Annotated in this window: 20 protein-coding genes; 16 read left to right on the forward strand and 4 right to left on the reverse strand. The window is 54.5% G+C overall.

The annotated features are described in order from the left end of the window. The first annotated feature begins 34 nt into the window (after positions 1-34). Positions 35-1,861, forward strand: coding sequence for an SLC13 family permease (locus LDB27_RS06955; RefSeq protein ID WP_001012861.1), 1,827 nt, complete (start codon positions 35-37; stop codon positions 1,859-1,861). A 91-nt stretch (positions 1,862-1,952) separates the two neighbouring features. Here LDB27_RS06955 and yfbR read toward each other — a convergent pair whose 3' ends face one another. Together yfbR and alaA are read right to left on the reverse strand one after the other, a co-directional pair. Continuing rightward, on the reverse strand, positions 1,953-2,552 hold the full coding sequence (yfbR, locus tag LDB27_RS06960; protein ID WP_000813882.1) for a 5'-deoxynucleotidase: 600 nt from the start codon (positions 2,550-2,552) through the stop codon (positions 1,953-1,955). Between the two features lie 93 nt (positions 2,553-2,645). Further along, positions 2,646-3,860, reverse strand: a complete 1,215-nt coding sequence (gene alaA, locus LDB27_RS06965) for an alanine transaminase AlaA (protein WP_000074540.1) — start codon at positions 3,858-3,860, stop codon at positions 2,646-2,648. 931 nt (positions 3,861-4,791) lie between these two features. Between alaA and lrhA the strand changes: the two genes are divergently transcribed. The 15 genes from lrhA to nuoN all read left to right on the forward strand — a co-directional run bounded on the left by lrhA (position 4,792) and on the right by nuoN (position 21,264). Continuing rightward, positions 4,792-5,730: a transcriptional regulator LrhA gene (gene lrhA, locus LDB27_RS06970; RefSeq protein WP_225519932.1), complete on the forward strand. Its 939-nt coding sequence runs from the start codon at positions 4,792-4,794 to the stop codon at positions 5,728-5,730. A gap of 79 nt (positions 5,731-5,809) precedes the next feature. Next, positions 5,810-5,962: an STM2329 family putative cytoplasmic protein gene (locus LDB27_RS06975; protein ID WP_001121022.1), complete on the forward strand. Its 153-nt coding sequence runs from the start codon at positions 5,810-5,812 to the stop codon at positions 5,960-5,962. 394 nt (positions 5,963-6,356) lie between these two features. Continuing rightward, positions 6,357-6,800, forward strand: coding sequence for an NADH-quinone oxidoreductase subunit NuoA (gene nuoA, locus LDB27_RS06980; protein WP_000062993.1), 444 nt, complete (start codon positions 6,357-6,359; stop codon positions 6,798-6,800). Between the two features lie 15 nt (positions 6,801-6,815). Further along, entirely contained in the window at positions 6,816-7,478 is a 663-nt protein-coding gene (nuoB, locus tag LDB27_RS06985) for an NADH-quinone oxidoreductase subunit NuoB (protein ID WP_000386728.1), read from the forward strand. 86 nt (positions 7,479-7,564) lie between these two features. Continuing rightward, positions 7,565-9,367 (forward strand): NADH-quinone oxidoreductase subunit C/D, encoded by a 1,803-nt coding sequence (gene nuoC / locus LDB27_RS06990; protein WP_000247855.1) that lies wholly within the window; start codon positions 7,565-7,567, stop codon positions 9,365-9,367. Between the two features lie 2 nt (positions 9,368-9,369). Next, complete coding sequence (nuoE, locus tag LDB27_RS06995; RefSeq protein ID WP_000545038.1) at positions 9,370-9,870, forward strand: NADH-quinone oxidoreductase subunit NuoE; 501 nt, start codon at positions 9,370-9,372, stop codon at positions 9,868-9,870. Next, positions 9,867-11,204, forward strand: coding sequence for an NADH-quinone oxidoreductase subunit NuoF (nuoF, locus tag LDB27_RS07000; RefSeq protein ID WP_000800048.1), 1,338 nt, complete (start codon positions 9,867-9,869; stop codon positions 11,202-11,204). Before nuoE ends, nuoF begins: the two co-directional genes overlap by 4 nt. Before the next feature lie 30 nt (positions 11,205-11,234). Beyond that, complete coding sequence (gene nuoG / locus LDB27_RS07005) at positions 11,235-13,961, forward strand: NADH-quinone oxidoreductase subunit NuoG (protein WP_001528469.1); 2,727 nt, start codon at positions 11,235-11,237, stop codon at positions 13,959-13,961. Beyond that, positions 13,958-14,935 (forward strand): NADH-quinone oxidoreductase subunit NuoH, encoded by a 978-nt coding sequence (gene nuoH, locus LDB27_RS07010; RefSeq protein ID WP_000118515.1) that lies wholly within the window; start codon positions 13,958-13,960, stop codon positions 14,933-14,935. The genes nuoG and nuoH overlap by 4 nt, the downstream gene beginning before the upstream one ends. Before the next feature lie 14 nt (positions 14,936-14,949). Next, on the forward strand, positions 14,950-15,492 hold the full coding sequence (nuoI, locus tag LDB27_RS07015) for an NADH-quinone oxidoreductase subunit NuoI (protein ID WP_000172747.1): 543 nt from the start codon (positions 14,950-14,952) through the stop codon (positions 15,490-15,492). A gap of 10 nt (positions 15,493-15,502) precedes the next feature. Beyond that, the gene (gene nuoJ, locus LDB27_RS07020; protein ID WP_000393522.1) at positions 15,503-16,057 is read left to right on the forward strand and encodes an NADH-quinone oxidoreductase subunit J; all 555 of its coding nucleotides are present in this window, start codon (positions 15,503-15,505) and stop codon (positions 16,055-16,057) included. Then, positions 16,054-16,356 (forward strand): NADH-quinone oxidoreductase subunit NuoK, encoded by a 303-nt coding sequence (nuoK, locus tag LDB27_RS07025; RefSeq protein WP_000612687.1) that lies wholly within the window; start codon positions 16,054-16,056, stop codon positions 16,354-16,356. Before nuoJ ends, nuoK begins: the two co-directional genes overlap by 4 nt. Next, complete coding sequence (gene nuoL, locus LDB27_RS07030; protein ID WP_001056582.1) at positions 16,353-18,194, forward strand: NADH-quinone oxidoreductase subunit L; 1,842 nt, start codon at positions 16,353-16,355, stop codon at positions 18,192-18,194. Before nuoK ends, nuoL begins: the two co-directional genes overlap by 4 nt. Positions 18,195-18,270: 76 nt before the next feature. Then, positions 18,271-19,800, forward strand: coding sequence for an NADH-quinone oxidoreductase subunit M (gene nuoM, locus LDB27_RS07035; protein WP_000926430.1), 1,530 nt, complete (start codon positions 18,271-18,273; stop codon positions 19,798-19,800). Between the two features lie 6 nt (positions 19,801-19,806). Beyond that, positions 19,807-21,264: an NADH-quinone oxidoreductase subunit NuoN gene (nuoN, locus tag LDB27_RS07040; protein ID WP_000156669.1), complete on the forward strand. Its 1,458-nt coding sequence runs from the start codon at positions 19,807-19,809 to the stop codon at positions 21,262-21,264. Between the two features lie 140 nt (positions 21,265-21,404). Here nuoN and LDB27_RS07045 read toward each other — a convergent pair whose 3' ends face one another. After that, positions 21,405-22,409: a chemotaxis protein gene (locus LDB27_RS07045; RefSeq protein WP_000368564.1), complete on the reverse strand. Its 1,005-nt coding sequence runs from the start codon at positions 22,407-22,409 to the stop codon at positions 21,405-21,407. A gap of 65 nt (positions 22,410-22,474) precedes the next feature. Then, complete coding sequence (gene rbn / locus LDB27_RS07050; RefSeq protein ID WP_000419094.1) at positions 22,475-23,392, reverse strand: ribonuclease BN; 918 nt, start codon at positions 23,390-23,392, stop codon at positions 22,475-22,477. Positions 23,393-23,439: the final 47 nt, after the last annotated feature.

A 23,439-nucleotide genomic window follows, 5' to 3' on the forward strand; every position in this document is an offset into this window, starting at 1 on the left:
ATCTCGTTATCTTCTCATCTGACAAGGATATGTTGTGAACGGTGAATTGATTTGGGTTCTCTCTTTACTGGCGATTGCCGTCGTGTTGTTTGCGACGGGCAAAGTACGTATGGATGCGGTGGCTTTATTCGTCATTGTTGCTTTTGTCCTTAGCGGTACCTTGACCCTTCCGGAAGCCTTCTCCGGCTTTAGCGATCCGAATGTCATTCTTATCGCCGCCTTATTTATTATTGGCGACGGCCTCGTGCGCACCGGCGTTGCTACGGTGGTCGGTACCTGGCTGGTTAAAATGGCGGGCAGCAGTGAAATCAAAATGCTGGTTTTACTGATGATCACTGTCGCCGGACTTGGCGCTTTCATGAGTTCAACCGGCGTGGTGGCGATTTTTATCCCCGTTGTTCTTAGCGTTTCTATGCATATGCAGACCTCGCCTTCGCGCCTGATGATGCCGCTGAGTTTTGCCGGGCTTATCAGCGGAATGATGACGCTGGTGGCGACGCCGCCGAACCTGGTGGTTAACAGTGAACTGCTGCGTGAAGGCCTGCACGGGTTCAACTTTTTTAGCGTGACGCCGCTGGGGGTAGTGGTGTTGGCGCTCGGCATTGTTTATATGCTGGTGATGCGCTTCATGCTAAAAGGCGATGCGCCCGGACAACAGGCCGGTAAGCGGCGCACTTTCCGCGATCTTATCCGCGAGTACCGTCTGACGGGGCGCGCTCGCCGTCTGGCGATTCGCCCCGGTTCGCCGATGGTGGGACAGCGACTGGACGACCTTAAACTGCGCGAACGTTACGGCGCCAATGTCATCGGCGTTGAACGCTGGCGGCGCTTTCGGCGGGTTATCGTCAATGTGAACGGCGTATCGGAGTTTCGCGCTCGCGACGTTCTGCTGATTGATATGTCGGCGGCGGAGGTTGACCTCAGAGAGTTCTGCGCCGAGCAACTGCTGGAACCGATGGTATTGCGAGGAGAATATTTTTCCGATCAGGCGTTGGATGTCGGGATGGCGGAAATTTCGCTTATTCCGGAGTCTGAACTGATTGGCAAGTCGGTGCGTGAAATCGCCTTCCGTACACGTTACGGGCTGAATGTGGTCGGCCTGAAACGCGACGGCGTCGCGCTGGAAGGGTCGCTGGCCGATGAGCCGTTATTGATGGGCGATATCATTCTGGTCGTGGGGAACTGGAAGTTAATCAGCCTGCTGGGGCAAAAAGGCCGCGACTTTGTGGTGCTGAATATGCCGGTCGAGGTCAGCGAAGCCTCTCCTGCGCACAGCCAGGCGCCGCACGCCATTTTCTGCCTGGTACTGATGGTGGCGCTGATGTTGACCGATGAAATTCCCAACCCGATCGCGGCGATTATCGCCTGCCTGCTGATGGGAAAATTTCGCTGTATTGATGCTGAAAGCGCGTATAAAGCGATCCACTGGCCGAGTATTATCTTGATTGTGGGTATGATGCCGTTTGCGCTGGCGTTGCAAAAAACCGGCGGCGTCTCTCTGGTCGTGCAAGGGTTAATGGATATCGGCGGCGGCTATGGGCCGTATATGATGCTGGGATGCCTGTTCGTGCTGTGCGCCGTCATAGGACTGTTCATTTCTAACACGGCAACGGCGGTGCTGATGGCGCCGATTGCGCTGGCGGCGGCGAAATCGATGGGGGTGTCGCCCTATCCGTTTGCGATGGCGGTGGCGATGGCGGCCTCCGCCGCCTTTATGACGCCGGTTTCATCGCCGGTCAATACTCTGGTTCTGGGGCCGGGAAACTATAGCTTTAGCGATTTTGTGAAGCTTGGCGTGCCGTTCACGCTTATTGTGATGGCGGTTTGTATTGTGATGATTCCGATGTTGTTTCCGTTTTAACCCCAGACAGGAAAAGGCCTGATGGCGCTGCGCTTATCAGGCCTACGGGAAGAACGGTAGGCCGGATAAGGCGTTAGCCGCCATCCGGCAACTAAAGCGGTGAATCCTGGCTTATCTCGTCAAGAGAAAGATGGAAACTTGGTACGAACACCGCCATAAAATAGTCCATCTCCTGGCTGCGACGTAATTCCAGCGTTTTTTCCAGCCGCGTTTTTGCCAGGCCAAACTCATTGTTTCCCGCCGATAGCTCCTCCAGGCATTTCAGGTAGGCGCAAAGCGCATCGGCCTGTTTTACGATTGCCTGTTCTTCTTCGCTCCAGGCATTCTCATCAATAAGCGGTGCGAAAATATCGCGCAATTCATCCGGCGCCATATCAACCAGCTTTTGCTGGGCGATTTTTTCGATCGCTTTATATTCCTGGGCTATCTGGGAATTAAAATATTTTACCGGCGTCGGCAGATCGCCGGTCAGTACTTCCGAGGCATCATGATACATCGCCAGAAGCGCGATGCGTTCAGCATTGAGCTGACCGCCAAATTTACGGTTTTTTATCGCCGCCAACGCATGGGCGACCATCGCCACCTGCAGACTATGTTCGGAGACGTTTTCCGTACGCACGTTACGCATCAGCGGCCAGCGGTTAATCAACTTCATGCGGGAGAGATGGGCGAAAAAATGGCTCTGCTTCATAGATTACCTTTTGTTTTCACTGCGGCAGACTTCATTGTGCGGGGAGGGAGATGAAGATGCAATTCAGGCTACCGAAGTAGCCTGAATTTAAGATTATTGATGGTAACCTGAGAGGAAACGCCCAAAACGGTTGATGGCCATCTCCAGGTCATCTTCACGCGGTAGCGTCACAATGCGGAAGTGATCCGGCCACGGCCAGTTAAAGGCGGTACCTTGCACCAGCAGCACCTTTTCCTGTAGCAGGAAGTCCAGCACCATCTTCTGGTCATCGTGAATATTAAAACGTTTAGCGTCGATCCTGGGGAACATGTACAACGCGCCGCGCGGTTTTACGCAGGAAACGCCGGGGATATCGTTAATCAACTCCCAGGCGCGGTTACGCTGTTCATACAGTCGGCCGCCCGGCAGAATAAATTCGCTAATGCTTTGATAGCCGCCGAGCGCGGTCTGAATAGCATGTTGCGCCGGGACGTTGGCGCACAGGCGCATTGAGGCTAACATCTCCAGTCCTTCAATATAGCCCTTCGCATGTTTTTTCGGCCCGTTCAGCACCATCCAGCCCTGGCGGAAGCCGGCGACGCGATAGGTTTTAGACAACCCATTAAAGGTGATGGTCAGCAGATCAGGCGCCAGTGCGGCGATAGAGTGATGCTCGGCATCGTCATAGAGAATCTTGTCATAAATTTCATCGGCGAAGATGATGAGATTATGCTCGCGCGCAATGTTGACAATTTCCATCAACAATTCTTTAGAATAGACGGCGCCAGTAGGGTTGTTTGGATTAATAATGACAATACCACGCGTACGTGGGGTGATTTTGGCGCGGATATCGTCAAGGTCCGGGAACCAGTCGGAAGATTCATCGCAAAGATAATGTACCGCCTTGCCGCTGGAGAGCGATACCGCCGCTGTCCATAACGGATAATCGGGCGCGGGAACCAGCATTTCATCGCCACTGTTAAGCAACGCCTGCATCGCCTGAACGATCAGCTCGGAAACGCCGTTACCGATATAGATATCTTCCACGGTTACATCGCGCATTCCACGGGCCTGATAATGCTGCATAATTGCTTTACGGGCGGAATAAAGCCCTTTCGAGTCGCAATATCCTTGCGCCGTCGGCAAATTACGAATGACATCGACCAGAATTTCGTCCGGCGCTTCGAATCCGAAGGGGGCGGGGTTGCCGATATTCAGTTTAAGAACTTTATTACCTTCTTCCTCAAGGCGTTTCGCTTCTTTCAGAACGGGGCCACGAATGTCATAACAGACATTTTCGAGTTTGCTGGATTTTTCAATGGGGGACATGAATCTTGACCTTTTAGCTGTTATTGCCACTCCCTGCCGTGGAAGTCAGCACGAAACAATGTACTCCCACGACGGTGAGTTTTGAAGAGTGAACAGAAGAAGATTTTGTTTATTTTTAACGCGCTTTCGTACTGTTTAAAACTTCATAAAATCATTTGGTTAGATGCATTTTCTATTTTTGTCTGTATGTATAGTGTTTTATTCTATGTGATTGCTCGTACTGTGGTTTTTTATGTTGTTAGAAATTATCTGTTTTATGAGAGATAAGCATTCATCATTAGTGTCGCGCTGGCTATTTCGGAAATACTGAGTATTAAAGGTAAAATGAGAAGGTTAGACCTTTCCGGCGGCGGGGGGTGTGAAACTATTGTTAAGTATAATTAATGAATGGTAGAAATCTTAATTAATTATTATTTAATATTTAAAAAGCATTTACTAAAGTCGTAATAATATCTTTCTGGTCCGATTAGTATAACATATCCTAGGTTAAGATTATTCGTAATAATACTTATAAATATAGCGGTTTTAGGTTAAGATAATGATCCGAAACGGGGGCGTAGTCTGCGTTGTCTGCTAATTATCATGACGCGATTTTATACATAATCTATTGTTCAATATATTGTTTTTGTATCTGTGCGTCTCGGTAAACTATTTGACGCTGTTACAAGATTTACACGTCCATCATTAGCAGAAATCTGTAGACGCCTAAAGGTATGACACATTCTCTTTGATATATCCCGATCAGTTGCATTTGGTATTATATCAGTAAGTAAGAGAAGTGTTTTTGTCGTATTTTCAATTACATTCTAACATTTACCTGGGTAACCAGGCGGTACTGCGAAGGATGCACATTACAAATGGAATTGCTTGTTTCTGAATGCACAGCATTAACCAGGTCAGCCCGATATGACCCGCCAGTAAGTGAAAAATTATGATAAATGCAAATCGTCCGATAATTAACCTCGATCTCGATCTGCTGAGAACGTTCGTGGCCGTTGCCGATCTGAACACCTTCGCCGCGGCGGCGGCGGCGGTATGTCGTACTCAGTCTGCGGTCAGTCAGCAAATGCAGCGTCTTGAGCAACTCGTGGGAAAGGAATTGTTCGCCCGCCATGGCCGTAACAAACTTTTGACCGAACACGGTATCCAGCTTCTGGGGTACGCCAGAAAAATCCTGCGTTTTAATGATGAGGCGTGTTCATCATTAATGTTCAGTAATCTTCAGGGAGTGTTAACAATCGGCGCTTCTGATGAATCAGCTGATACTATCCTGCCTTTTTTGCTTAGCCGAATCAGCTCGGTTTATCCGAAACTCGCGCTTGATGTACGGGTAAAACGCAACGCCTATATGGTGGACATGGTTAAATCGCAGGAAGTAGATTTGGTGGTGACGACTAACCAACCTCATTCGCTGGACTGTCTGAATTTGCGGACCTCGCCCACCCATTGGTATTGTGCGGCTGAGTATGTTTTGCAAAGGGGAGAGCCCGTACCATTAGTCCTGCTGGACGATCCCAGCCCATTCCGCGATATGGTGCTGGAGACGCTAAATGCAGCGGGTATTCCCTGGCGGCTGGCCTATGTGGCGTCTACATTACCGGCGGTACGCGCGGCCGTTAAAGCTGGTCTTGGCGTAACGGCTCGACCTGTCGAAATGATGAGTCCCGACCTTCGCGTGCTGGGCGTCGCAGACGGATTACCGCCTTTGCCGGATACGGAATATCTGTTGTGCCGCGATCCCAATAGCCAGAACGAGCTGGCGATGGTGATTTTCCATGCGATGGAAAGCTATCAAAACCCATTGCATTACAACCAGTTTTCTGCAGAGGGCGGAGATGATCCGCTGATGGTGGAAGGGGGTTTTGAGTAGCTCGCAGGCAAAAGGCGCTAAGTCGTAAATGTAAAAAAGAGCCGCTGGCGATGAAAAAACGCTCAGTGGCTCTTTTTTTGTGCCCATCTGTACGCGCTTAACCGCACAAATTGTAAAAGTTGCGGTAAATCAGCCAGTAGCGATTCGCAGTTCAATGTGGGTAAAAAATAACCAGAACATCCATTTTATGAATTTGCATGTTAAAAAACTAGAGAAATTGTTGCTGTTTTAGGGGGTGAATTAACAAAAGCGTGTCACAGATCAAGAAAATACTCCCATTTAGGGGGAGGCATCTTCACAAATTCCTGTCAAAATAGGTGTGTGTTATTTCTTTTGCTTCACAACGGACACGATTCAACAACATAAAATCCCCCCTGGTCGAAGAGTCATTTTCTCCAGGATGGCACTTAATGTTAATGATGATGAATTGATGTAAATTAATGTGAAGGAACTTTTGTTAAAGTTGACAAAAGGTTATAGAAAGGAGTAAAAAACCACATCAATTAGCTGTTTTTATCATTTTCTACAGTAATTGTAGGGTTTTTTTTATTCCTCCCCATGAATCGATGTGGCGCCCATCTGCCGTAAAGAGCAGAGAAACTGGCGCTACTTTTGATGAGTAAGCAATGAGTATGTCAACATCCACTGAAGTCATCGCTCATCACTGGGCATTCGCTATCTTTCTTATCGTTGCCATTGGCCTGTGCTGCCTGATGCTGGTAGGCGGTTGGTTTTTGGGCGGTCGCGCACGCGCGAGGCACAAGAACGTTCCGTTTGAATCAGGTATCGACTCGGTCGGCACCGCCCGCTTACGCTTGTCTGCCAAGTTTTACCTGGTAGCCATGTTCTTCGTTATCTTCGACGTTGAAGCGCTGTATCTGTTCGCATGGTCGACTTCTATCCGCGAAAGCGGCTGGGTTGGCTTTGTGGAAGCTGCAATTTTTATTTTTGTGTTACTGGCTGGTCTGGTTTATCTGGCGCGTATTGGCGCGTTGGACTGGACGCCCGCGCGTTCACGCCGCGAGCGTATGAACCCGGAAACGAACAGTATCGCTAATCGTCAACGCTAACCGCGAGGCATTAAGATGGATTATACGCTCACCCGCATAGATCCTAACGGTGAGAATGACCGTTACCCCCTGCAAAAACAGGAGATCGTAACTGACCCCCTGGAGCAGGAAGTTAACAAAAACGTGTTCATGGGCAAACTGCATGACATGGTTAACTGGGGCCGTAAAAACTCAATTTGGCCCTACAACTTCGGCCTTTCTTGCTGCTATGTAGAGATGGTGACCTCTTTTACCGCAGTGCATGACGTCGCCCGTTTCGGCGCGGAAGTGTTGCGTGCGTCGCCACGTCAGGCTGACCTGATGGTGGTGGCCGGTACCTGCTTTACCAAAATGGCCCCGGTTATTCAGCGTCTGTATGACCAAATGCTGGAGCCAAAATGGGTCATTTCTATGGGCGCCTGCGCCAACTCCGGCGGCATGTACGATATTTATTCGGTAGTGCAGGGCGTTGATAAGTTTATCCCGGTGGATGTGTATATCCCTGGCTGTCCGCCGCGTCCGGAAGCGTATATGCAGGCGTTGATGCTGCTGCAAGAATCGATTGGCAAAGAGCGCCGTCCGCTCTCATGGGTGGTGGGCGATCAGGGCGTGTATCGCGCCAATATGCAGCCAGAACGCGAACGTAAACGCGGCGAGCGTATTGCCGTCACGAACCTGCGTACCCCGGACGAGATTTAATTTGCGCCTGTCGGCAGCAGCACTTCACTTCGCTAACCACTATTTTAATAGCGCGAAGCACTGCCGACCACCACGGACCATTTGCAATGGTGAACAATATGACCGACTTAACCGCGCAAGACGCTGCATGGAGTACCCGCGATCATCTTGATGATCCGGTTATCGGCGAACTGCGCAACCGTTTTGGGCCGGATGCCTTTACCGTTCAGGCGACCCGCACCGGTATCCCCGTTGTTTGGGTCAAGCGTGAACAACTACTGGAGGTTGGCGATTTCTTAAAGAAACTGCCGAAACCTTACGTCATGCTGTTTGACTTACACGGCATGGATGAACGCCTGCGTACGCACCGTGACGGGTTACCCGCCGCGGATTTTTCCGTTTTCTACCACCTGATTTCCATTGAGCGTAATCGCGATATCATGCTCAAGGTGGCGTTGTCTGAAAACGACCTTCGCGTGCCGACCTTCACTAAACTTTTCCCTAACGCCAACTGGTACGAGCGTGAGACCTGGGAGATGTTTGGCATTGATATCGAAGGCCACCCGCACCTGACGCGCATCATGATGCCGCAAACCTGGGAAGGCCATCCGCTGCGTAAAGATTATCCGGCGCGTGCGACCGAATTCGACCCGTTTGAGCTGACCAAAGCTAAGCAGGATCTGGAAATGGAAGCGCTGACCTTTAAGCCGGAAGACTGGGGGATGAAGCGCGGGACTGACAACGAGGACTTTATGTTCCTCAACCTCGGCCCGAACCATCCGTCTGCGCACGGTGCGTTTCGTATTATCCTGCAACTTGACGGCGAAGAAATCGTCGATTGCGTGCCGGATATCGGCTATCACCATCGCGGCGCCGAAAAAATGGGCGAGCGCCAGTCCTGGCATAGCTACATTCCCTATACCGACCGTATCGAATATCTCGGTGGTTGCGTCAATGAAATGCCGTACGTGCTGGCGGTAGAAAAGTTGGCAGGGATCACCGTCCCGGATCGTGTGAACGTCATCCGCGTGATGCTCTCCGAACTGTTCCGCATTAACAGTCATCTGCTGTACATCTCGACCTTTATTCAGGACGTCGGCGCGATGACGCCGGTCTTCTTTGCCTTTACCGACCGGCAGAAAATTTATGACCTGGTGGAAGCCATTACCGGTTTCCGTATGCACCCGGCTTGGTTCCGTATCGGCGGCGTCGCGCACGACTTGCCGCGCGGTTGGGATCGCCTGCTGCGAGAGTTCCTTGAGTGGATGCCGAAGCGTTTGGATTCTTACGAGAAAGCCGCGCTGCGTAACACCATTCTGAAAGGGCGTTCGCAGGGCGTTGCCGCTTACGGCGCGAAAGAAGCGCTGGAGTGGGGCACCACCGGCGCAGGGCTGCGTGCGACCGGGATCGACTTCGACGTGCGTAAATGGCGTCCATACTCTGGCTACGAAAACTTTGACTTTGAAGTGCCGGTGGGCGGCGGTGTTTCCGACTGCTATACCCGCGTGATGCTGAAAGTGGAAGAGCTGCGCCAGAGTCTGCGCATTCTTCAGCAGTGCCTCGATAACATGCCGGAAGGCCCGTTCAAAGCGGATCACCCGCTGACCACGCCGCCGCCGAAAGAGCGCACGCTGCAACATATCGAAACCCTGATCACCCACTTCCTGCAGGTCTCCTGGGGCCCGGTGATGCCGGCGCAGGAGTCCTTCCAGATGGTGGAAGCGACTAAGGGGATTAACAGTTACTACCTGACCAGCGACGGCAGCACTATGAGCTACCGTACCCGCGTGCGCACGCCGAGCTTTGCGCACCTGCAGCAGATTCCCTCGGCGATCCGCGGTAGCCTGGTCTCCGACCTGATTGTCTATCTGGGTAGTATCGATTTTGTTATGTCAGATGTGGACCGCTAATTATGCACGAGAATCAACAACCACAAACCGAGGCTTTTGAGCTGAGTGCGGCAGAGCGTGAAGCGATAGAGCACGAGAAGCACCACTACGAAGACCCGCGTGCGGCGTCCATTGAAGCGCTGAAAATCGTTCAGAAGCAGCGTGGCTGGGTGCCGGACGGCGCGATCTACGCTATTGCCGATGTGCTGGGTATTCCGGCGAGCGACGTCGAAGGCGTCGCCACATTCTACAGCCAGATCTTCCGTCAGCCGGTCGGTCGCCACGTGATTCGCTACTGCGACAGCGTGGTGTGCCATATCACCGGCTATCAGGGGATTCAGGCCGCGCTGGAAAAAAATCTCAACATCAAACCGGGGCAGACGACCTTTGATGGTCGCTTTACGCTGCTGCCGACCTGCTGCCTGGGGAATTGCGATAAAGGGCCGAACATGATGATTGATGAGGATACTCACAGCCATCTGACCCCGGAAGCCATTCCTGAACTACTGGAGCGGTATAAATGAAAAACGTTATCCGTACTCCCGAAACCCATCCGCTGACCTGGCGTCTGCGCGATGACAAACAGCCGGTCTGGCTGGATGAATATCGTAGCAAAAACGGCTACGAAGGCGCGCGTAAGGCGCTGACCGGCCTGTCTCCGGATGAAATCGTCAGCCAGGTAAAAGACGCCGGTCTGAAAGGGCGCGGCGGCGCGGGCTTTTCCACCGGTCTGAAGTGGAGCCTGATGCCGAAAGATGAATCCATGAACATCCGTTACCTGCTGTGTAACGCCGATGAAATGGAACCGGGCACCTATAAAGACCGTCTGCTGATGGAACAGCTGCCGCACCTGCTGGTGGAAGGCATGCTGATCTCCGCGTTCGCGCTGAAAGCGTATCGTGGTTACATCTTCCTGCGCGGCGAATATATCGAAGCGGCTGTACATCTGCGCCGTGCGATTGCTGAAGCCACCGAGGCCGGGCTGCTTGGCAAAAATATCATGGGCACCGGGTTCGACTTTGAACTGTTTGTCCACACCGGGGCAGGACGTTACATCTGTGGTGAAGAAACGGCGCTGATTAACTCCCTCGAAGGCCGTCGCGCGAACCCGCGCTCCAAGCCGCCCTTCCCGGCGACCTCCGGCGTATGGGGCAAGCCGACCTGTGTGAATAACGTCGAAACGTTGTGCAACGTCCCGGCAATCCTCGCCAACGGCGTGGAGTGGTACCAGAACATTTCGAAAAGCAAAGATGCGGGTACCAAGCTGATGGGCTTCTCAGGCCGCGTGAAGAATCCGGGCCTGTGGGAATTACCGTTCGGCACCACCGCGCGTGAGATCCTAGAAGATTATGCGGGCGGTATGCGCGATGGCCTGAAATTCAAAGCCTGGCAGCCGGGCGGGGCGGGAACCGACTTCCTGACCGAGGCGCATCTTGACCTGCCGATGGAGTTCGAAAGCATCGGTAAAGCAGGCAGCCGTCTGGGCACCGCGCTGGCGATGGCGGTAGACCACGAAATCGGCATGGTATCGCTGGTGCGTAACCTGGAAGAGTTCTTTGCCCGCGAATCCTGCGGCTGGTGTACGCCATGCCGCGACGGGTTGCCGTGGAGCGTGAAAATTCTGCGCGCGCTGGAGCGTGGCGAAGGCCAGCCGGGGGATATCGAGACACTTGAGCAACTGTGTCGTTTCCTCGGACCGGGTAAAACCTTCTGCGCGCATGCGCCGGGCGCGGTTGAGCCACTGCAAAGCGCAATTAAGTATTTCCGCGAAGAATTCGAAGCTGGCATCAAGCAGCCGTTCAGTAATACCCATTTAATCAATGGTATTCAGCCGAACCTGCTCAAAGAGCGCTGGTGAGTTAACGATTTTTAATTTGGAAGCATGCTAATGGCTACGATTCATGTAGACGGCAAAGAATACGAGGTCAACGGCGCGGACAACCTGCTACAGGCATGTCTGTCCCTGGGCCTTGATATTCCGTATTTTTGCTGGCACCCGGCGCTGGGAAGCGTCGGTGCTTGCCGCCAGTGTGCGGTGAAGCAATACCAAAACGCGGAAGATACGCGTGGTCGCCTGGTGATGTCCTGTATGACGCCAGCCACCGACGGTACCTTTATCTCTATTGACGACGAAGAAGCGAAACAGTTCCGTGAAAGCGTGGTGGAGTGGCTGATGACTAACCACCCGCACGACTGTCCGGTCTGTGAAGAGGGCGGTAACTGCCATCTTCAGGATATGACCGTGATGACGGGTCACAGTTTCCGTCGCTACCGTTTCACCAAACGTACCCACCGCAACCAGGATCTGGGGCCGTTCATCTCTCACGAAATGAACCGCTGCATCGCCTGCTACCGTTGTGTGCGTTACTACAAAGATTATGCCGACGGCACCGATCTGGGCGTCTATGGCGCGCATGACAACGTCTACTTCGGGCGTCCGGAAGACGGTACGCTGGAAAGCGAATTCTCCGGTAACCTGGTCGAGATTTGCCCGACCGGCGTCTTCACCGATAAAACGCATTCCGAGCGTTACAACCGTAAATGGGACATGCAGTTTGCGCCGAGCATCTGCCAGCAGTGTTCCATCGGCTGTAACATCAGCCCGGGCGAGCGCTATGGCGAACTGCGCCGTATCGAAAACCGTTACAACGGTACCGTTAACCACTACTTCCTCTGCGACCGCGGTCGTTTCGGCTATGGCTATGTGAACCTGAAAGACCGTCCGCGTCAGCCGGTTCAGCGCCGTGGTGATGACTTTATTACTCTCAACGCCGAGCAGGCGATGCAGGGCGCGGCGGATATTCTGCGCCAGTCGAAGAAAGTGATCGGTATCGGTTCGCCACGCGCCAGCATTGAGAGCAACTTTGCGCTGCGTGAGCTGGTTGGTGCGGAAAACTTCTACACCGGTATCGCGCGCGGCGAGCAGGAACGTCTGCAACTGGCGCTGAAAGTGTTGCGTGAAGGCGGAATTTACACCCCGGCGCTGCGGGAAATCGAATCTTATGACGCGGTACTGGTATTGGGCGAAGACGTTACCCAGACCGGCGCGCGCGTTGCGCTGGCGGTACGCCAGGCGGTGAAAGGTAAAGCGCGTGAAATGGCGGCGGCGCAGAAAGTAGCCGACTGGCAGATTGCGGCCATCCTTAACATCGGCCAGCGTGCCAAACATCCGCTGTTCGTGACCAACGTGGACGGCACCCGTCTGGATGATATCGCCGCCTGGACCTATCGCGCGCCGGTGGAAGATCAGGCGCGCCTGGGCTTTGCGATTGCTCATGCGCTGGACAATACAGCGCCTGCGGTTGACGGTATCGACAGCGACTTACAAAACAAAATTGATGTCATTGTGCAGGCGTTGGCCGGCGCGAAAAAACCGCTGATTATCTCCGGCACTAACGCCGGTAGCAGTGAGGTGATTCAGGCGGCCGCCAACGTGGCGAAAGCGCTGAAAGGCCGTGGCGCCGACGTCGGTATTACTATGATTGCTCGTTCCGTGAACAGCATGGGGCTGGGTATGATGGGCGGCGGTTCGCTTGATGATGCGTTGGGCGAGCTGGAAACCGGCAGTGCGGACGCGGTGGTGGTGCTGGAAAACGATCTCCACCGTCATGCAAGCGCTACGCGCGTGAACGCTGCGCTCGCCAAAGCGCCGCTGGTGATGGTGGTTGACCATCAGCGCACGGCGATTATGGAAAACGCGCATCTGGTGCTTTCCGCGGCAAGCTTCGCCGAAAGCGATGGTACGGTCATCAACAACGAAGGCCGCGCGCAGCGCTTCTTCCAGGTTTATGATCCGGCCTACTACGATAACAAGACGATTATGCTGGAAAGCTGGCGCTGGCTGCATTCACTGCACAGCACCGTCGAAAACCGCGAAGTGGACTGGACTCAGCTTGACCACGTGATCGACGCGGTCATTGCCGCTATGCCGCAATTTGCCGGCATTAAAGACGCCGCGCCGGATGCGACCTTCCGCATTCGTGGGCAGAAGCTGGCGCGCGAACCGCATCGTTACAGTGGCCGTACGGCGATGCGCGCCAATATCAGCGTGCATGAACCACGTCAGCCGCAGGATAAAGACACCATGTTCGCCTTCTCAATGGAAGGGAATAACCAACCGACTGCCCCGCGATCTGAAATTCCGTTCGCCTGGGCGCCGGGCTGGAACTCCCCGCAGGCGTGGAACAAATTCCAGGATGAAGTGGGCGGCAAACTGCGTCACGGCGATCCGGGCGTGCGTTTGATTGAAGCGACTGAGGGCGGTCTGGATTATTTCACTACCGTGCCGGCAAGCTTCCAGGCGCAGGACGGTCAGTGGCGTATTGCGCCGTATTACCACCTGTTTGGCAGCGACGAATTGTCTCAGCGTTCTCCGGTCTTCCAGAGCCGTATGCCGCAGCCGTATATCAAACTTAACCCGGCGGATGCCGCGAAGTTGGGCGTTAATGCCGGGACGCGCGTCTCCTTTAGCTACGATGGCAATACGGTGACGCTGCCGGTTGAAATCTCTGAAGGGTTAGCGGCAGGGCAGGTAGGGCTGCCGATGGGTATGCCTGGCATCGCGCCGGTTCTGGCTGGCGCGCGTCTTGAGGATCTGCGGGAGGCGCAACAATGAGTTGGATTACACCGGATCTGATTGAGATCCTGCTGAGCATTCTCAAAGCGGTGGTGATTCTGCTGGTGGTCGTCACCTGCGGGGCCTTCATGAGCTTTGGCGAACGTCGTCTGCTGGGTCTGTTCCAGAACCGTTATGGACCAAACCGCGTTGGCTGGGGCGGCTCGCTCCAGCTGGTCGCGGACATGATCAAGATGTTCTTTAAAGAAGACTGGATCCCGAAATTCTCGGATCGCGTCATCTTTACCCTGGCGCCGATGATCGCGTTTACTTCGCTGCTGCTCTCCTTCGCCATTGTGCCGGTTAGCCCTAATTGGGTGGTGGCCGATTTAAACATCGGGATTCTGTTCTTCCTGATGATGGCCGGTCTGGCGGTTTACGCGGTGCTGTTCGCCGGTTGGTCGAGCAACAACAAATACTCGCTGCTGGGCGCGATGCGTGCGTCTGCCCAGACGGTGAGCTACGAAGTGTTTCTTGGTCTTTCCCTGATGGGCGTGGTGGCGCAGGCCGGTTCATTTAATATGACCGATATCGTCAATAACCAGGCGCATCTGTGGAACGTGATTCCGCAATTCTTTGGGTTTGTTACTTTCGCCATCGCGGGCGTAGCGGTCTGTCACCGTCACCCGTTTGACCAGCCGGAAGCCGAGCAGGAACTGGCGGACGGTTACCACATCGAATATTCCGGGATGAAATTCGGTCTGTTCTTTGTGGGGGAGTACATCGGCATCGTCACCGTTTCCGCGCTGATGGTAACGTTGTTCTTCGGTGGCTGGCATGGCCCGTTCTTACCGCCATTCGTCTGGTTCGCGCTGAAAACCGCGTTCTTCATGATGATGTTCATTTTGATTCGTGCGTCGTTACCGCGTCCGCGTTATGACCAGGTAATGTCCTTCGGCTGGAAAGTTTGCCTGCCGCTGACGCTCATCAACTTGCTGGTAACGGCGGCTGTCATTCTGTGGCAGGCGCAATAAGGGACACAAAGACCATGACCTTAAAAGAATTATTAGTAGGTTTCGGCACTCAGGTACGTAGTATCTGGATGATCGGCCTGCATGCGTTCGCCAAACGCGAAACGCGGATGTATCCGGAAGAGCCGGTCTATTTACCGCCCCGTTACCGAGGCCGTATCGTGCTCACGCGCGACCCGGACGGTGAAGAGCGCTGCGTTGCCTGTAACCTGTGTGCGGTAGCCTGTCCGGTAGGCTGTATCTCTCTGCAAAAAGCGGAGACCAAAGATGGCCGCTGGTATCCGGAATTTTTCCGCATTAACTTCTCACGCTGCATCTTCTGCGGCCTGTGCGAAGAAGCGTGCCCGACCACGGCGATTCAGTTGACCCCGGACTTCGAACTGGGCGAATACAAACGTCAGGATCTGGTGTACGAAAAAGAGGATCTGCTGATTTCCGGTCCGGGCAAATACCCGGAATATAACTTCTACCGGATGGCGGGTATGGCAATCGACGGCAAAGATAAAGGCGAAGCAGAGAACGAAGCCAAGCCTATCGACGTCAAGAGCCTGTTACCGTAAGGAGAGGGCAATGGAATTCGCTTTTTATATCTGTGGCCTGATAGCCATCCTCGCGACCCTGCGAGTGATCACCCATACCAATCCGGTACACGCGCTGTTGTATCTGGTGATATCGCTACTGGCGATTTCCGGGGTGTTCTTTTCGCTGGGCGCTTATTTTGCCGGTGCGCTGGAAATTATCGTCTACGCAGGCGCCATCATGGTGCTGTTTGTGTTCGTGGTGATGATGCTCAACCTCGGCGGCAGCGAAATCGAACAGGAACGCCAGTGGCTGAAGCCGCAGGTGTGGATTGGTCCGGCGGTTTTGTCGGCCATTATGCTGGCGGTCATTGTGTACGCCATTCTGGGCGTTAACGACCAGGGCATCGACGGCACGCCGATTAGCGCGAAAGCGGTGGGCATTACGCTGTTCGGGCCTTATGTTCTGGCGGTCGAACTGGCGTCTATGCTGCTGCTGGCAGGCCTGGTGGTGGCGTTCCACGTCGGTCGTGAAGAGCGTGCGGGTGAAGTGCTAAGCAACCGCGCCGATGACCGCGCGAAAAGAAAAACGGAGGAGCGCGCATGATCCCCTTAACACACGGACTGATCCTCGCTGCGATTTTATTCGTCCTGGGTTTAACCGGTCTGGTTATCCGCCGCAATCTGCTGTTTATGCTGATCGGGCTGGAAATCATGATTAACGCCTCCGCGCTGGCCTTTGTGGTCGCCGGGAGCTACTGGGGCCAGACCGATGGTCAGGTGATGTACATTCTCGCCATCAGCCTTGCGGCTGCGGAAGCGAGTATTGGACTTGCGCTGTTGCTGCAACTCCATCGCCGTCGCCAGAACCTGAACATCGATTCAGTAAGTGAGATGCGTGGATGAACATGCTTGCCTTAACCATTATTCTGCCATTGATTGGCTTTGTACTGCTGGCGTTCTCTCGCGGACGCTGGTCGGAAAATCTCTCCGCGACCATTGGCGTGGGCTCCGTTGGTCTGGCGGCGTTGGTGACAGCGTTTGTCGGGATGGATTTCTTCGCCAACGGCAAACAGGCGTTCAGCCAGCCGCTGTGGACGTGGATGTCGGTCGGTAACTTCAACATCGGTTTTAACCTGGTGCTGGACGGCCTGTCGCTGACCATGCTCTCTGTGGTCACCGGCGTCGGCTTCCTGATCCACATGTTCGCGTCCTGGTACATGCGTGGAGAAGAGGGTTACTCCCGCTTCTTCGCTTATACCAACCTGTTTATCGCCAGCATGGTTGTTCTGGTGCTGTCCGATAACCTGCTGTTGATGTACCTCGGCTGGGAAGGCGTGGGCCTGTGCTCTTATCTGTTGATCGGCTTCTATTACAGCGATCCGAAGAATGGCGCAGCGGCAATGAAAGCCTTCGTGGTGACCCGTGTCGGTGACGTATTCCTCGCCTTCGCGCTGTTCATCCTCTACAACGAACTGGGCACGCTGAACTTCCGCGAAATGGTCGAGCTGGCGCCAGCGCACTTTGCTGACGGCAACAACATGCTGATGTGGGCGACGCTGATGCTGCTGGGCGGCGCGGTCGGTAAATCTGCGCAGCTTCCGTTGCAGACCTGGCTTGCCGACGCGATGGCCGGCCCGACGCCGGTCTCCGCGCTGATCCACGCCGCTACCATGGTGACCGCCGGTGTCTACCTGATCGCTCGTACCCATGGTTTGTTCCTGATGACCCCGGAAATTCTGCATCTGGTGGGCATTATCGGGGCGATTACGTTGGTCATGGCGGGTTTCGCCGCGCTGGTGCAGACCGACATTAAACGCGTGCTGGCCTATTCCACCATGAGCCAGATTGGCTACATGTTCCTGGCGCTCGGCGTACAGGCGTGGGATGCGGCAATTTTTCATCTGATGACCCATGCGTTCTTCAAAGCGCTGCTGTTCCTGGCGTCCGGCTCGGTAATTCTGGCCTGCCATCACGAACAGAACATCTTTAAGATGGGCGGTCTGCGTAAGTCCATTCCGCTGGTGTATGCCTGCTTCCTGGTGGGGGGCGCGGCGCTGTCGGCGCTGCCGCTGGTCACTGCGGGCTTCTTCAGTAAGGATGAGATCCTGGCCGGGGCGATGGCGAACGGTCATATCAATCTGATGGTGGCGGGTCTGGTCGGCGCGTTCATGACCTCCCTGTACACCTTCCGGATGATTTTCATCGTCTTCCACGGTAAAGAACAAATTCACGCTCATGCAGGGAAGGGGATTACCCACCATCTGCCGCTGATTGTCCTGATGATTCTGTCTACCTTTGTTGGCGCGCTGATTGTGCCGCCATTGCAGGGGGTGCTGCCGCAGACAACTGAACTGGCGCATGGTCGCGTCATGACGCTGGAAATTACCTCTGGCGTAGTGGCGATTGCCGGCATCCTGATTGCCGCATGGCTGTGGCTGGGTAAACGCACGCTGGTGACGTCGATCGCCAACAGCGCGCCGGGCCGTCTGCTGGGGACCTGGTGGTATAACGCCTGGGGCTTTGACTGGCTGTACGACAAAGTATTCGTCAAGCCATTCCTCGGTATCGCCTGGCTGCTGAAGCGCGACCCGCTTAATGCGTTGATGAACATTCCGGCTATCCTTTCCCGTTTTGCAGGCAAAGGCCTGGTACTGAGCGAGAACGGTTATTTGCGCTGGTATGTGGCATCCATGAGCATCGGCGCGGTTGTGGTGCTGGCGCTGCTGATGGTACTGCGTTGATCGTAAAGTGAATTTTATCCAAATTCGTTGAAAATCAGGCCTCTGTCAGAGGCCTTAAAAAGGAATAAAAATCGCCATGTTACTACCCTGGCTAATATTGATTCCCTTTATCGGCGGCTTTCTGTGCTGGCAGACCGAACGCTTTGGCGTGAAGGTGCCGCGCTGGATAGCGCTGATTACCATGGGGCTGACGCTGGCGCTCGGTCTGCAATTGTGGTTGCAGGGCGGCTACTCACTGACGCAATCCGCCGGTATTCCACAGTGGCAATCTGAATTTGTCCTGCCGTGGATCCCGCGTTTTGGCATCTCTATCCATCTGGCGCTCGACGGACTGTCGCTGCTAATGGTGGTGCTGACCGGCCTGCTCGGCGTTCTGGCGGTGCTTTGCTCCTGGCGAGAAATCGAAAAATATCAGGGCTTCTTCCACCTGAACCTGATGTGGATCTTAGGCGGCGTTATCGGCGTGTTCCTGGCCATCGACATGTTCCTGTTCTTCTTCTTCTGGGAAATGATGCTGGTGCCGATGTACTTCCTGATAGCGCTGTGGGGGCATAAAGCTTCTGACGGGAAAACGCGTATCACGGCGGCAACCAAGTTCTTCATTTATACCCAGGCGAGTGGTCTGGTGATGTTGATTGCCATCCTGGCGCTGGTCTTTGTGCACTACAACGCGACCGGCGTGTGGACTTTCAACTATGAAGAGCTGCTGAACACGCCGATGTCCCACGGTGTGGAATATCTGCTGATGCTGGGCTTCTTCATCGCCTTCGCGGTGAAAATGCCGGTGGTGCCGCTGCATGGCTGGCTGCCAGATGCGCACTCCCAGGCGCCGACCGCCGGTTCCGTCGACCTGGCCGGTATCTTGCTGAAAACCGCCGCTTACGGTCTGCTGCGTTTCTCCCTGCCATTGTTCCCGAACGCGTCGGCGGAGTTTGCGCCGATCGCCATGTGGCTGGGCGTTATCGGCATTTTCTACGGCGCGTGGATGGCCTTTACCCAATACGACATCAAGCGCCTGATTGCCTATACCTCCGTTTCGCATATGGGCTTCGTGCTGATCGCTATCTACACCGGCAGCCAACTGGCGTACCAGGGCGCGGTGATTCAGATGATTGCGCACGGTTTGTCCGCAGCCGGTCTGTTCATTCTGTGTGGCCAGTTGTACGAACGTCTGCATACGCGTGACATGCGTATGATGGGCGGCCTGTGGGGCAAGATGAAGTGGTTGCCTGCGCTCTCCATGTTCTTTGCGGTGGCGACGCTCGGGATGCCGGGCACCGGTAACTTTGTCGGCGAATTTATGATTCTGTTCGGCAGCTACCAGGTGGTGCCGGTGATTACCGTTATCTCCACCTTTGGGTTGGTATTCGCCTCTGTATACTCGCTGGCGATGCTGCATCGCGCTTACTTTGGTAAAGCGAAGAGCCAGATTGCCAGCCAGGAACTGCCAGGGATGTCGCTGCGCGAGCTGTTTATCATTCTGTTGCTGGTGGTGCTTCTGGTACTGCTTGGCTTCTATCCGCAGCCGATTCTGGATACCTCGCATTCTGCGATGAGCAACATCCAGCAGTGGTTTGTTAATTCTGTTACTACTACAAGGCCGTAAATCGCCATGACAATAACTCCACAACACCTGATTGCGCTGCTACCGCTGCTGATCGTCGGCTTGACGGTGGTGGTTGTGATGCTCTCCATTGCGTGGCGACGCAATCACTTCCTCAATGCCACGCTGTCGGTCATTGGGCTTAACGCTGCTCTGGTTTCGCTTTGGTTTGTCGGCCAGGCCGGGGCAATGGACGTCACGCCGCTGATGCGCGTTGACGGCTTTGCGATGCTCTACACCGGGCTGGTGCTGCTGGCGAGCCTCGCCACCTGCACCTTTGCCTACCCGTGGCTGGAAGGCTATAACGATAACCAGGAAGAGTTCTACCTGCTGGTGTTAATCGCCAGCCTGGGGGGAATTCTGCTGGCGAACGCCAACCACCTGGCGGCGCTGTTCCTTGGTATTGAACTGATCTCGCTGCCGCTGTTCGGCCTGATTGGTTATGCTTTCCGCCAGAAGCGCTCGCTGGAAGCCAGTATCAAATACACCATCCTCTCCGCCGCCGCCTCGTCTTTCCTGCTGTTCGGGATGGCGCTGGTCTATGCGCAGTCCGGCAACCTGTCTTTCGAAGCGCTCGGTAAGAGCCTCGGTGATGGTATGCTGCACGAGCCGTTGCTGCTGGCGGGCTTTGGCCTGATGATTGTCGGTCTGGGCTTTAAACTCTCTCTGGTGCCGTTTCACCTGTGGACGCCAGACGTTTACCAGGGCGCGCCTGCGCCGGTTTCCACCTTCCTGGCGACGGCGAGCAAAATCGCTATCTTCGGCGTGGTGATGCGTCTGTTCCTCTATGCGCCGGTAGGCGACAGCGAAGCGGTACGCGTGGTGCTGGGCATTATCGCCTTTGCCTCTATCATCTTCGGTAACCTGATGGCGCTGAGCCAGACCAACATCAAACGTCTGCTCGGTTACTCTTCTATCTCTCACCTCGGCTATCTGCTGGTGGCGCTGATTGCCCTGCAGAGCGGCGAGATGTCGATGGAAGCGGTAGGCGTTTATCTGGCCGGTTATCTGTTCAGCAGCCTCGGTGCGTTTGGCGTGGTTAGCCTGATGTCCAGCCCGTTCCGCGGCCCGGATGCCGATTCCCTGTACTCTTACCGTGGTCTGTTCTGGCACCGTCCGGTTCTTGCCGCGGTGATGACGGTGATGATGCTGTCGCTGGCAGGTATCCCGATGACGCTGGGCTTTATCGGCAAATTCTACGTGCTGGCGGTCGGCGTTCAGGCCAGCCTGTGGTGGCTGGTCGCCGCCGTGGTGGTGGGTTCCGCGATTGGTTTGTACTACTACCTGCGTGTTGCGGTGAGTCTCTACCTGCACGCGCCGCAGCAACCGGGACGCGACGCGCCGACAAACTGGCAGTACAGCGCGGGTGGGATCGTGGTGCTGATCTCCGCGTTGCTGGTGTTGGTACTGGGCGTCTGGCCGCAGCCGCTGATTAGCCTTGTGCAGTTAGCGACGCCGTTGATGTAAGCAATAAGTAAAAACGAAAAACCCGCTTCACGAAGCGGGTTTTTTATTATCTGATGTAATGCGTTGAAATAACTATGGATTGTAGGCCGGATAAGGCGCTTGCGCCGCCATCCGGCAGGTAAGGTCTCAGCGACCGGAATTTAACTTAGCAACTGCCGGCTTACCAACGGGCCGCTGACGTTTTGCGCCGCGCGCTCCATCACTTCCTGTATCACTGAAGAGAGTTCATTGATTTCAAATTTGGCGACGTAGCCGTCGGCCTTTACCTTACGCACATGATCTTCGTTGGCGCTGCCGGAAAGGGAAGAGTGAATAACGACCGGGATCTTTTTCAGCCGTTCATCGGTTTTAATTTTACGCGTTAACGTAAAGCCATCCATCTCCGGCATCTCAAGATCTGTCAGGACCAGCGCGATTTTCTCGCTAATTGGCTTACCTTCGGCCTCCGCTTCCTGCGCCAGTTGCTGGATTCTCTCCCATGCATCCTTGCCGGTCACATGCATCTGATGAGGAATTCCCATTGCGTTCAGCCCTTTTTCCAGCATCGCGCGGGCGACTTTGGAGTCTTCCGCCACAATGGCTACCGCGCCTGGGGTAATATAAAATTTATTGGTCTTCAGATTGGTGGCGCGCAGATCGTGGCTGGAGGGGACAATATCATAAAGGATCTGCTCAACGTCGAGCACCAGCGCCAGGTTGTTGGTTTCTTTGTTGTCATCCAGGCAGGCAATACTGGTGATGTAGCGACCGTTGACGGCTTTCTCGGCGGTATGCACCTGCTGCCAGTCAAGACGCATAATATTTTCTACCGACTCGACGGCAAATGCCTGTACGCTGCGCGCATATTCGGTGATCAGCAAAATATTCAGCCCGGTTTCCGGCTTGCAGCCCGCTACCGCTGGCAAATCAATCACCGGAATGACCTGATCCCGAATATTGACCATGCCCAATAGCGGCGCTTTCATGCCTGCCGGGCGCGTAAAGGCGGGCATCGGTACGATTTCGCGCAGCTTAAATACATTGATGCCGAACAGCTCTGACTTCTGTTCATGCAGCGATGTACCAAGACGGAATAACAGCAGCTCAAAACGGTTTGACAGGGTTAAATTGGCCCTGTCATCAATATCTTTCTGAAAATTGTCCATCCTCACCTCATTATGAAAGCCTGCCTTTTTTAGTGTTATCGGCAATGAGGACAAAAAATGGAGCGCTAAACCGGGAAAACAGAAAAATCGTAAGCCAGCTCCGTCGCCGGGAAAATAGCGCGGCATTCCGCCAGTAAGCGCTGACAGCCTTTATCGTCATAGCGTGAGCTAATATGGGTCATGATCAGCCGACCGACGTCAGCTTCCCGCGCCAGCGTCGCGGTTTGACGGGTGGAGCTGTGTCCGCGAGCGTTGGCTTTCTCCTCCATTGACGCATCCAGCGTGGTTTCATGTACCATCACATCCACGCCTTGCGCCAGCGCGAGGGCGGCCTCGCAGGGCGCGGTATCGCCGAAAATCGCCACTGATTTCCCGGCCACGGCGGGAGCAAGGTAGTCGGCGCCATTGATCTGCCTTCCATCGGCAAGCGTGACGGTTTTTCCTGCCTTCAACGCCTGAAACAGCGGGCCGGGCGTAACGCCTGCGGCTTTTAACGCCCTGGCATTCAGCGCGCCAGGCTTGTCATGTTCAACAACGCGATATCCGTAGCACTCCAGTGGATGCTCCAGCCTGAACGCGGTCACTTTACGCAGACCGTCGTCAAGAATATCGCCTGCGCTAATTTCTTCAATTTGCAACGGAAAATCGGTCCATGAACCGCTAAGGCGCAGTGTGGTTGCAATAAACTCACGCACGCCTTGAGGCCCGTATACGGTTAGCGGATGGGGATTCCCCGCCATCGACCGGCTGCATAGCAGACCCGGCAGGCCAAACAGATGATCTCCGTGAAGATGGCTGATAAAAATGCGCTCAAGCTTACCGGGATGAAACGCGGTATTAAGCATTTGATGCTGTGTCCCTTCGCCGCAATCAAAAAGCCATACTCCCGGCTGCGTTGGATGTTGCAGATGTAATAAAATTGCCGTTACATTGCGTGAGCGCGTGGGAACGCCTGCGGACGTACCTAAAAAAATTAATTCCATCTTGTCCATACACGTTTGGTTATCGTTTAACCCAAGATTACCACAAC

This window comes from Salmonella sp. JXY0409-18 (genome assembly GCF_020268625.1).
GTDB lineage: Bacteria > Pseudomonadota > Gammaproteobacteria > Enterobacterales > Enterobacteriaceae > Salmonella > Salmonella enterica.